The sequence below is a fragment of the Streptomyces sp. NPDC052701 genome (assembly GCF_040678355.1).
Taxonomy (GTDB): Bacteria; Actinomycetota; Actinomycetes; order Streptomycetales; family Streptomycetaceae; genus Streptomyces.
In genome coordinates this window covers 39,422-49,485 of the sequence record NZ_JBFATO010000036.1, presented here as the reverse complement: position 1 = coordinate 49,485, position 10,064 = coordinate 39,422, and the positions used below count along the sequence as shown (strand labels likewise).

At 71.7% G+C, this 10,064-nt stretch carries 10 protein-coding genes and 1 pseudogene; 5 read left to right on the top strand and 6 right to left on the bottom strand.

Going from position 1 to position 10,064, the window contains the following annotated elements; all coding sequences use genetic code 11:
- Window positions 1-62: 62 nt before the first annotated feature.
- A complete protein-coding gene (locus AB0L29_RS29510; RefSeq protein WP_365831307.1) occupies window positions 63-950 on the bottom strand; it encodes an RNA polymerase sigma factor SigF in 888 nt (295 codons plus the stop codon).
- 660 nt (window positions 951-1,610) lie between these two features.
- On the opposite strand from AB0L29_RS29510, the gene AB0L29_RS29505 reads away from it, so the two are divergent.
- Window positions 1,611-2,021: a helix-turn-helix transcriptional regulator gene (locus AB0L29_RS29505; protein ID WP_365831305.1), complete on the top strand. Its 411-nt coding sequence runs from the start codon at window positions 1,611-1,613 to the stop codon at window positions 2,019-2,021.
- A 25-nt stretch (window positions 2,022-2,046) separates the two neighbouring features.
- On the opposite strand, the gene AB0L29_RS29500 is transcribed toward AB0L29_RS29505, so the two are convergent.
- The 4 genes and pseudogenes from AB0L29_RS29500 to AB0L29_RS29485 form a co-directional block, all read right to left on the bottom strand.
- Window positions 2,047-2,649, bottom strand: a complete 603-nt coding sequence (locus AB0L29_RS29500) for an ATP-dependent Clp protease proteolytic subunit (RefSeq protein ID WP_365831303.1) — start codon at window positions 2,647-2,649, stop codon at window positions 2,047-2,049.
- Window positions 2,649-3,305, bottom strand: coding sequence for an ATP-dependent Clp protease proteolytic subunit (locus AB0L29_RS29495; protein ID WP_365831301.1), 657 nt, complete (start codon window positions 3,303-3,305; stop codon window positions 2,649-2,651). The genes AB0L29_RS29500 and AB0L29_RS29495 overlap by 1 nt, the downstream gene beginning before the upstream one ends.
- A gap of 133 nt (window positions 3,306-3,438) precedes the next feature.
- A pseudogene (locus AB0L29_RS29490) lies at window positions 3,439-3,629 on the bottom strand (epoxide hydrolase); the annotation flags it as partial.
- A 208-nt stretch (window positions 3,630-3,837) separates the two neighbouring features.
- A complete protein-coding gene (locus AB0L29_RS29485) occupies window positions 3,838-4,836 on the bottom strand; it encodes a WYL domain-containing protein (protein WP_365831299.1) in 999 nt (332 codons plus the stop codon).
- A 136-nt stretch (window positions 4,837-4,972) separates the two neighbouring features.
- Between AB0L29_RS29485 and AB0L29_RS29480 the strand changes: the two genes are divergently transcribed.
- Window positions 4,973-5,395, top strand: coding sequence for a VOC family protein (locus AB0L29_RS29480; RefSeq protein WP_365831297.1), 423 nt, complete (start codon window positions 4,973-4,975; stop codon window positions 5,393-5,395).
- Between the two features lie 344 nt (window positions 5,396-5,739).
- On the opposite strand, the gene AB0L29_RS29475 is transcribed toward AB0L29_RS29480, so the two are convergent.
- Window positions 5,740-6,201 (bottom strand): nuclear transport factor 2 family protein, encoded by a 462-nt coding sequence (locus AB0L29_RS29475; RefSeq protein WP_365831295.1) that lies wholly within the window; start codon window positions 6,199-6,201, stop codon window positions 5,740-5,742.
- A gap of 87 nt (window positions 6,202-6,288) precedes the next feature.
- Between AB0L29_RS29475 and AB0L29_RS29470 the strand changes: the two genes are divergently transcribed.
- The 3 genes from AB0L29_RS29470 (at window position 6,289) to AB0L29_RS29460 (ending at window position 10,047) form a co-directional block, all read left to right on the top strand.
- A complete protein-coding gene (locus AB0L29_RS29470) occupies window positions 6,289-6,855 on the top strand; it encodes a TetR/AcrR family transcriptional regulator (RefSeq protein ID WP_365831293.1) in 567 nt (188 codons plus the stop codon).
- Between the two features lie 182 nt (window positions 6,856-7,037).
- On the top strand, window positions 7,038-9,176 hold the full coding sequence (locus AB0L29_RS29465; RefSeq protein WP_365831291.1) for a LamG domain-containing protein: 2,139 nt from the start codon (window positions 7,038-7,040) through the stop codon (window positions 9,174-9,176).
- Window positions 9,177-9,564: 388 nt separating this feature from the next.
- Window positions 9,565-10,047, top strand: coding sequence for a VOC family protein (locus AB0L29_RS29460; protein ID WP_365831289.1), 483 nt, complete (start codon window positions 9,565-9,567; stop codon window positions 10,045-10,047).
- Window positions 10,048-10,064: the final 17 nt, after the last annotated feature.

The following is a 10,064-nucleotide window of genomic DNA, read 5'->3' as shown; positions in this document are numbered from 1 at the left end:
CCGGCGCTGCCCCCGCCACCCCGGTGGTGGCCCCGGCACCCGCGTTTCGGGGTCCGGGCCGGTCAGGCGCAGCCGAGCTCGCCCAGCATGCCCTCGCGCAGACGCGTGATGATCCGCTTGATCAGCCGGGACACGTGCATCTGGGAGCAGCCGAGCCGTTCGCCGATCTCCGCCTGCGTGGCCTCCTCCACGAACCGCATGTGCAGGATCTGCCGGTCGCGCTCGCTGAGTTCGGCCATGAGCGGGGCGAGGGAGTGGAAGTCCTCCACGAGCCGCAGCCCGTGCTCCTCGACGCCGATGAAGTCGGCGAGGACGGCCTCGCCGTTCTCCGGCCCGTCGCCGGTGAGCGCGGCGTCCAGCGAGGAGGAGTTGTACCCGTTGGCGGCGATCTGGCCCTCGATCACCTCGTTCTCGCTGATGTTCATCAGCGTGGCGAGTTCGGCGACCGTCGGCTCGCGGTCGAGCCGGCTGGCGAGCTCCTCGCGCGCCTTGGCCAGCTCCACCCGCAGCTCCTGCAGCCGCCGCGGCACGTGCACCGCCCAGGTGGTGTCACGGAAGAAGCGCTTGATCTCTCCGACGATGTACGGCAGGGCGAAGGAGGTGAACTCCACCTCGCGCGACAGCTCGAACCGGTCGATCGCCTTGATCAGGCCGATCATGCCGGTCTGGACGATGTCCTCCATGTCGTCGCCGCGGCCCCGGAACCGGCCGGCCGCGAACCGCACGAGTGACATGTTCATCTCAATAAGAGTGTTGCGCGCGTACTGGTACTCGTGCGTGCCCTCTTCGAGCTCCGTCAGGCGCTGGAAGAACTGGCGCGACAGCTCCCGGGCGTCCCGGGGGGCCACCGTCTTCGGGTCCACGACTCCCGGCAGCGGTGCGTCACCCGTCCTGGCCTCGGCGTTCTCCTCGACGGTCCGCGCCTGCGACCGGATCACGGCGGTGTCCATCACCCTCTACCTCTCCCACGAAAGTCACGGCTCGACATCTGCTCAGGTCCTTCCGAGTTGCGGGTACCCAGGTCATGGCAGCGCATGCCCCCGGATTTTCGGACAGGTGGAAAACCGCTGGTCGCGGCCGGGAAACTCGGTGGCGGCCCGGTGGCGCACGGCCCATCATCACCCGTATGACCGGTATCGGCCAACCGGAGCCGGCCCGGCCCGGGCGAAGCCCCGGCCGGCGCGGCACGCTCACCGGCCCCCGGGGGCGGTCCGCGCGGTGCGGGCGGTTTCGCGGGGAGCGCGGCGCACCCGCCGGATCCCCGCGCGCGGTCGGCGGCCGAGGCGGCGGACGCGGTGTGCCGGGCCGGACGCCGGGGCCGAGTTCGCCGACCGTTTCACCGCCGGGGCGCCGGGCCCGGCCCGGCCGGCGGGAACGGCGACGAGCCGATCGCGCTGCGTGAGGTACCGGTGCGCGCGACCGAGCGGGCCGGACCCGGGCGCAGGGCCCCGCGGCCTCGCCCGACGCCCCTGCGCGCCACCCGAACCCGCCTTGCGCGCCACCTCAACCCGCCGCGCGCCACCTGAACCCGTCCTGTGCCGCCCGCGGATTTCCCCCAGGGCGGAACACCGCTCCCTTGCCCCGGCGTCCACGGCTCCTAGGCTGAAGAGGTGAGCAACCAAGTGCCGAACGAAGCCCGTGTCCTCCCGCTGCGCCCGCCGGCCGCCCGCCCGGCGGGCACCGTGCCACGTCAGGGGTCCGCCGCGCCCGCCCCCCGGGAACCCCTGTGGCGCGACCTGGTCGGTGACGTCCTGCGGCGCGAACGCCTCGCGCAGGAGCGCACCTTGAAGGACGTGGCGGAGCAGGCCCGGATCTCCATGCCCTACCTGTCGGAGGTGGAACGCGGCCGCAAGGAGGCTTCCTCGGAGGTCCTCGCGGCCGCCGCCCGCGCCCTCGGCCTGGGCCTCGGCGACCTGCTGTCGCGGGCCCAGGGCGAGCTCGTCCGCGTCACCTCGCGCTACACGGGCGGGAGTCGGGGCGCGTCACCGTCCTCGCACGACGGGCTGTGCCTGGCCGCCTGACGGCGGCCCGTCGCCGGCCGGTGCCTCACACCCGCACGAGGCGCCGGCTGAGCACCTCGTCCGCCAGCCCGTAGGCCACCGCCTCCTGCGCGGTGAACACCTTGTCGCGGTCCATGTCCGCGCGCAGCGTCGCCACGTCGTGGTGCGTGTGCCGCGCGAGCACCTCCTCCACCTGGGAGCGGATCCGCACCATCTCCTTGGCCTGGAGCGCCAGGTCGGAGACCGTGCCGCGCGCTCCGCCGGTGGCCGGCTGGCCGAGCAGCACCCGGGCGTGCTCCAGCACGAAGCGCCGTCCGGGATCCCCGCCCGCCAGCAGCACGGCCGCCGTGGAGGCCGCCTGGCCGACGCAGAACGTCGAGATCGGCGCCTGTACGAACGTCATGGTGTCGTAGATCGCCATCAGCGAAGTGAACGATCCGCCGGGGGAGTTGAGGTAGATCGAGATCTCGTTCTCCGGGGCCGCCGACTCCAGATGGAGGAGTTGCGCGATGACGACGTTGGCGACGCCGTCGTCGATCTCGGTGCCCAGGAAGATGATCCGTTCGTTCAGCAGCCGGCTGAACACGTCGAAGGACCGCTCGCCCTGGGCGGTGCGCTCGATGACGTGCGGAATCGTGTACGTGCCCATCACTGCAGTCCCATCCGTCGCCGGGTCGCGGCCGGGCGGATGTCGGCGAGCGACTCCACGACCCGGTCGACCATCCCGTACTCCCGGGCCTCCTCGGCCGTGAACCAGCGGTCCCGGTCACCGTCCCGGGAGATGGTCTCCGGGCTCTGGCCGGTGTGCTCGGCGGTGATCCGCTCGATGGTCCGCTTGGTGAACTCCAGGTTCTCCGCCTGGATCTCGATGTCGGCGGTGGTGCCGCCGATGCCGGCCGACGGCTGGTGCATCATGATGCGCGCGTTCGGCAGGGCGTAACGCTTGCCGGGCGCGCCGACGCTGAGCAGGAACTGCCCCATGCTCGCGGCGAATCCCATGGCCAGCGTGGAGACGTCGTTGGGGATCAGCTGCATCGTGTCGTAGATGGCCAGGCCCGCGTGCACCGAGCCGCCGGGGCTGTTGACGACCAGGCTGATGTCGGTGCGCGGGTCCTCCGCGGACAGGATCAGCAACTGGGCGCAGACCCGGTTGGCGGAGACCTCGTCCACCTGCGTGCCCAGCAGCACGATCCGCTGGGCGAGCAGTTGGGCGGCCAGGTGGTCGTCGAACCGCGTCGGAGGGGTGTCGCCCTCCTCCGCACGCGGCAGCAGGGCCGGCCCGGAGCCGGCGGTGAGTGGAGACATCGGTGCTCCCAATCGTCGTTGGCCGTGGTTCGCTCGTCACCCGGCGGGTGACGCCGCGGTCTCCACTCTCGGCCGGACGACGGGGCCGCGGGGCGTTTCTAGGCTTGCGGCAGATTCGCCACGGGCAGAGCGCTCACCTCTCGCGCAGGTGCCGGAAGAACGCCCGTACGTCCTCGACCGGCAGGCCCGGCTCCTCCATCGCGGTGAAGTGACCGCCCCGGTCGAACTCCGTCCGGCGCACGAGGTTCTCCGTGCGTTCCGCCTTGTGCGCAGGGGCAGTTGGAGTCCGGCGGGGAAGAGGGCGAGGGCGGCGGGCGCGGCCGATGCGGTCGTTGAGATCGTTGAGGTCGCGCTGCGTGAGGTCCGGGCGGCCAGGACCTGCGTCCGTTCCCGGACCCCGACGTCGTCGAGGACGACCAGGAAGAGGACCGGCCTCGATACCCCGGCCGGCAGCAACCCGATGAAGAGCTGTCGCCGAGGTGAGGCCGGAAGGCGCCATGGGATGTTCCTGAACGCGTGAGGTTTCGGTCCGTCACTCGCCGGGTGTGTCCAGCCGCCGGTCGGGCTCGGTGGTTGCGGCGGCGGCGTAGCGGCGGGCGAGTGTGGCGCAGGCTTCGCGAAGGGCCGGCGGGCCGACGACGTGCAGGTTCGCGTCGAAGCGGCCAAGGTCGGCTGCAAGGGCGGTCCAGGACCAGGATCCCGTGATGACGCGGCATCGCGTGGGACCGAGCGGTTCCACGATGCCGTCGGCGGTGTGGGGCACGACTTCCGAGGCGGGAAGATCCAGGATGGCCTCGCCCTGGCAGGGCCAGGCCGCATCAGTGCCGTCGGAGCCCCGGAAGCGGCTGGTGACGAACGCGGAGACGTCCCCGCCCGGCACCTGGCGTACGGTGAAGCGCGGACCGGTCGGCGTGCGCGGGGTCATGCGGTCGGTGCGGAAGGTGCGCCAGTCGTCGCGTTCGAGGTCCCAGGCCAGCAGGTACCAGTGGGTACGCCAGGCCACGAGGTGATGGGGTTCCACCCGGCGTCGCTGTGGTGCGGCCCCTTGGCGCGGGGTGTGGTCCAGGCGCAGTTCTTCGCGGCGCCGGATCGCGGTGCTCACGGTGGTGAGCAGATCCGGGGCGTGGGCCGGCGGGACGCCGGGACCGGGTGGGCGGACGGTGGCGATGCGGAGTGCCTCGATGCGCTGCCGCAGGCGCGCAGGGAGGACGTTCCTGATCGTCGCGAGCGCCCGGTCGGCGTCCTCCGCGATCGCGGGCTGGGCGGTGCTCTGCAGCGCGACGGCCAGAGCGACGACCTGCTCGTCGTCGAAGAGCAGCGGTGGCATCTGCGATCCGGGACGCAGACGGTATCCGCCGCCGGGGCCCTTGTCCGTGGCAACGGGGTAGCCCAGCGCGCGAAGGCGGCCGATGTCACGGCGCACGGTGCGCACGGTGACCTCCAGCCGCTCGGCCAGGTCGTCCCCGCTCCACTCCGGTCGTGCCTGGAGCAGAGAGAGCAGGGTCAGGAGCCGCGAGGACGTTTTCTGCACGCCTCCATCATGCGGAAAGTACAGGACAGATCCTGTCCTGTATGGATGCCATGCTGCATCACGGATTCCAGATCAGGGCATTCCGCCCGTCACTCGCATGCGCTTCATCCGGTGCATTTCCAAGCAGGAGCAGACCATGTCCGTCACCACCACCACGCATCTGAACTTCCGCGGCTCGGCCCGCGAGGCGCTGGCCTTCTACCGGTCCGTCTTCGGCGGGCACGCCGTCACGGTGACCTACAAGGACGCCGGCAACGTCCAGGACGAGAGCGAGGCGGACTGGGTGATGTGGGGCCAGGTCGTCGCCGACAACGGCTTCCACGTCATGGCTTACGACGTGCCCTCGGCGATGCCGTACGAGCAGGGCGCCAACCCGTTCTTCGTGTCCGTGCGCGGCGAGGACGCCGAGGAGATCAGCGCTCTGTGGCGGCGTCTGGCCGACGGCTCGAACGTGCTGCGCCCGCTGGGGCCCGCGGCGTGGGCTCCGCTGTACGGCATGCTCACCGACCGTTTCGGCGTGACCTGGGTCCTCGACGTCACGGCCCCCTACAGCGGCTGACCCGCCCCGGGGCGGGCGCCTCGCAACGGCTGCCCGCCCCGCTTGCTCTCGGCGTCGGCACGCCGACGGCAGCCGGCGCACACGGGAATCGGACCTTGTCACGCGCATGCGTCAGCTCGGCCGGACCGGCATCGAGTGGAAGAGCCCCGGCGTCCTCGACGTCACGTGGCCCGGACGGTACGGCCCCTGGCCCGGCCCCGCAGGGCCGAAGAGGGCAACGTCGTCCCCGGACACAGCACTACTGGTGACCTGAGTCGGAGCTTCGTCGAACGAAGGGGCCGACCGGACGCAGAGGAGCTTCCTCAAGCGGCTTGACACGACATGGCGGCCTCGGGTGGGGAGAACTACCGGAGCGGGATGTCGATCCCGTGCTCGTCCTCGGGGCGGGGGCCGTGGATGCGCCTGTCGGCTTCGGTGATGGCGATGTCGTTGATGCTCGCCTCGCGGCGTCGCATGAGGCCGCGCTCGTCGAACTCCCACAACTCGTTGCCGTAGCTGCGCCACCACCGGCCTGCCGCGTCGTGCCACTCGTACTGGAATCGGACGGCGATCCGGTTCTCGTGGAACCCCCACAGGCTCTTGCGCAGCGCGTAGTCGAGTTCGCGCTCCCACTTCTGCGCCAGGAAAGCGATGATCTCTTCGCGGCCGCTGACGAACGTGTCCCGGTTCCGCCACCGCGAGCCCGGTGTGTAGGCCAGTGCCACGCGCTGGGGATCGCGGGTGTTCCATGCGTCCTCAGCCGCCTGGACCTTCTGCAGGGCTGTCTCCCGCGTGAACGGCGGGTAGGGCGGACGATCTTCCGGCACTGCGGCCCCCTCATGTTGAGAACGGTCGTTCTCTATCAGTGGGGCTAAGATAGAGAACGACCGTTCTCAACGTCAAGGAGTTTCCGGATGCCGGCCCCGATCACCGAGGAACAGACCCGCCTGGACCGCGACGTCCTGCTCGACGCGGCGGAGAGGCTGTTCTACGAGCGGGGAATCCAGGCGGTCGGCATGGACGGGATCCGCGCGGCATCCGGTCTGCCCCTCAAGCGGATCTACCGGCTCTTCGCCACCAAGGAAGACCTCGTCGTTGCGGTGCTCAAACGCCGCGACCGGCGATGGAGGGACAGCCTTGCCGCCCACGTGGAACAACTCCCGGATCCTCGCGAGCGCGTCCTTGCGGTCTTCGACTGGCTCGCCGAATGGTTCGCGGAGCCCGGTTTCCGCGGTTGCGTCTGGGTCAATGCCCACGGTGAACTCGGCCCGTCGTCCGAGGCGGTACTCGCCGAAGTCCGATCGCACAAGCAGGCGTTCCGCGACCAGATCGCCGAGTGGGTGCACGCGGCCGGGGCGTCGGCGGCCGACCCCGTCTTCCTGCTCGCCGAAGGAGCCATCGTGACCGCCGGCATCACCGGGGACCCGGCCCCGGCCCGTCACGCACGCGCAGCCGTCGCGACGTTGCTCGGGGCGCCTTGACGGTCCCCGGCCGTACGGGCTCCGAACCCCGGTGCCGCCTTCTGCCGCGACGCCTCCCTTGAAGGGCCGTGTTCCGGTGGCCCGTCAGGAAACCCGATCGGCAACGCCGGTGAGCACTGCTAACCTCCTCCAGCTCGGATGTTCGATGATCGAGCGTCCGTTCCGAGGAGGGGGATCCATCCGTGTCAGGGAGACTCAGCAAACGAGGCCTGCTGTGGGGCAGTTGCCTCGCGGTGGTCGTGGGGGCGGCCGCCCCCGGCACCGCGTACGCGGCGGAGAAGGAGAACCTGCCGCCCGTGGTCCAGAACCTGCAGACCGAGTTCGAGGACTGCGCGACAGGTGACACGCTGGCCTACGTCGGAAGTCCTCCGGTCCTCACGGCCCGGCTGACCGATCCGGCCGAGGACGACCGCATCGGATACCCGGAGCAGGTCAACGCCGAGTTCGAGATCTGGTGGTCGGACGCGGACGGCGCCGAGCAGCGCCGCTCCCTCACCACCTCCCCGGCCTACCCGGACTGGATCCACCGGGTCACCGTCCCGTCCGACATCCCGGCCGACACCGTCATCTCCTGGCACGTCCGCGCCAACGACGGCAGGACGAACTCCGCCTGGAGTTCCGAGGAGCCCGGTGCCGCATGCCGGTTCGTCCACGACGACCGGAGCCCGGACGCTCCCGTCGTGAGCTCGCCGGAGTACCCCGCGGAGACGTGGTGGGTCGGCGGGGTCGGGGTCTACGGCAGCTTCACCATGGACTCCCCCTCGCCGGACGTCGTCGAGTACCGGTACAGCTTCATCGGCGGCCCGCACGGCACCGTCCGCCCCGCCGAGCCCGGCGGACCGGCCACCATCCGCTTCGTCCCGCTGAGCAGGGCCCCGGAGACCCTCAGCGTCCAGGCCCTCGACCGCGCCGGCCGGATGAGCGGACGCACCGACTACCGGTTCCACCCGAAGGCGGCGAGCGCGCCGGTCTCCCGCTGGAAGCTCGCCGACGCGGCCGGCTCCACCACGGCGGCCGCCGAGGCCGGCCAGGCGGCCCGGGCGGGGCGCGGCGTGACCTTCGGCGGCCCCGCGCCCTCGGGCACCCCGCTCACCTCCACGGCCGCTCTCGACGGCAGCGGTCACGGCTTCCTCACCACGGACGCCCCGGCCGTCGACAGCGGCAGCACCTTCGCCGTCGGCGCCTGGGTGCGCCCGGCGGAGACCGGCCGCGCCATGACCGTGCTGAGCCAGGACACCGCGTTCGGCACGGCCTATGCCCTCGGTCTGGAGGCCCCGGGGAACGGGACCGCCGCCTGGACCTTCACCCTCGGCGACGCGAAGGTCGCCGGCGGTGCTCCGGAGGCCGGTGAGTGGGCCTACCTGCTCGGCGTCCACGACACCGAGACGGGGTACGCCCAGCTCTTCGTCAACGGCCACGAGGTCGGCACCAAGGCCGAGGCCGCGCCGGTCGCGGCGGACGGCGCGTTCCAGATCGGCCGGATCCGCGGCAACAACGGCTACCGGCAGCGCTGGCACGGTGACATCGGCGACGTCCGCGCGTACGACCGCCTTGTCGTCCCGCAGGAGGTGACCGAGCTCGCCCAGCGCAAGCCGAAGCTGCTCGGCCACTGGTCGTTCAGCACGGCCGCCGACGGCACCACGCCCGAGAACAAGGGCGGTTCGCCGCTGCGGCTCGGGGCGGGCGCGTCGATCCACCGGGGTCCGGACGGCTGCATCCCCGACATCGACCCCGACTGCCCGTGGCAGCCGTACCCACTGGTCGGCGAGGGCAACCTGGTGCTGGACGGCGAGAGCGGCCACGCGGTCCTCGACGCCCCCGTGGTGGACACCGGTGACAGCTTCACCCTCGGAGTCGTCGCCAGGATCGGGGAAGCCGACGCCACCCGGCCGATGACGGTCCTCTCGCAGGCCGGTGAGCACACCGACGCGTTCAGGCTGCGCTACGACCCGTCGGAGTACGCCTGGCAGCTGATCATGCCGGAGCAGGACGAGGCGGGCGCGCCCGAGAAGGTCGTCTCGCAGGTCACGCGGTCGGACGGCAGCAGCGGCCATGGCACGCGGTTGGCCATCGTCTACGACGATGCGACCGACACGGTCAAGCTGTACGCCGACGGACACACGAGCACCGAGGCCACCGCCCGTCTCCGCAACGGCTGGACGAGCACCGGCCCGCTCCAGGTGGGACGTGCCCGCACGGCCGACGGCTGGGGCGAGTACCTGAAGGGCGACGTCGACGAGATCCAGGCGTTCGCGGGCGCTCTGCGTGACCTCGACGCCGGCAGCCTGGGCCACGAGACCGATCCCTGCCTGTGCGGCTGACGCCGCCGGGTTCGTCGTCCGCGGCTTCCGTGGAACAGGCTGGAGGAGGGGCGGCTCGCGGGTGGGGAGCGGCCGCTGTCCCCGGGCGGACGGTGCCCGGGGAGGGGCCCACCGGCGGTCCTGGGCCTCGGACACCGGACGACGCGACGGGAAGCGCTCCCGGCGGACCGGGCCGGCACGGCCGGCACCGGCCCCGCACGGGCGTCGGAGGTCTCGCAGTCGCCGCCTGCCGCCGGCGCATCCCCGGCTCAGGTCGCCAGGCGCGGCCCGTGGCGGCGGTCATGCGGATTCCGGCGGCCGCGCAGGCGGACCGGCCGCGCGACCGATGAGTTTCGCGGCGAGCACCGGTCGATACGGATGACCGCGTTCACCGCCCCAGGAGGTACTCATGACCACCGACGGATTCACCACCTGTCTCTGGTTCGACGGCCGGGCCGAGGAGGCCGCGCACTACTACGTCTCGGTCTTCAAGGACTCCGGCGTCGGACGGACCGTCCGCTACACCGAGGCCGGCCCGGGCCCCGCCGGTTCGGTGCTCACCGTCGACTTCGTGGCCAACGGCCAGAGGTTCGTCGCGCTGAACGGCGGCCCGCAGTTCAGGTTCAACGAGGCGGTCTCCTTCCAGATCGAGTGCGACGACCAGGAGGAGGTCGACCACTACTGGAACAAGCTCACCGAGGACGGCGGCGAGCCGGGCCCCTGCGGCTGGCTCAAGGACAAGTACGGCGTGTCCTGGCAGGTCGTCCCGAAGCGGCTGGCCGAGATGATCGGCGACACGGACCAGGAGAAGGCCGGCCGCGCCATGAAGGCCATGCTGTCGATGCACAGGCTCGACATCGCGGCTCTGGAGAAGGCCTACGCGGGCGAGTGACGACCGCGCCGGACGGG

Coding starts and splice junctions, on each gene's coding strand:
- AB0L29_RS29510 (WP_365831307.1), bottom strand. CDS start 950: ATGGACACCGCCGTGATCCGGTCGCAGGCGCGGACCGTCGAGGAGAAC.
- AB0L29_RS29500 (WP_365831303.1), bottom strand. CDS start 2,649: ATGGGCACGTACACGATTCCGCACGTCATCGAGCGCACCGCCCAGGGC.
- AB0L29_RS29495 (WP_365831301.1), bottom strand. CDS start 3,305: ATGTCTCCACTCACCGCCGGCTCCGGGCCGGCCCTGCTGCCGCGTGCG.
- AB0L29_RS29480 (WP_365831297.1), top strand. CDS start 4,973: ATGTCCGTCACCACCACCACGCATCTGAACTTCCGCGGCTCGGCCCGC.
- AB0L29_RS29470 (WP_365831293.1), top strand. CDS start 6,289: ATGCCGGCCCCGATCACCGAGGAACAGACCCGCCTGGACCGCGACGTC.
- AB0L29_RS29460 (WP_365831289.1), top strand. CDS start 9,565: ATGACCACCGACGGATTCACCACCTGTCTCTGGTTCGACGGCCGGGCC.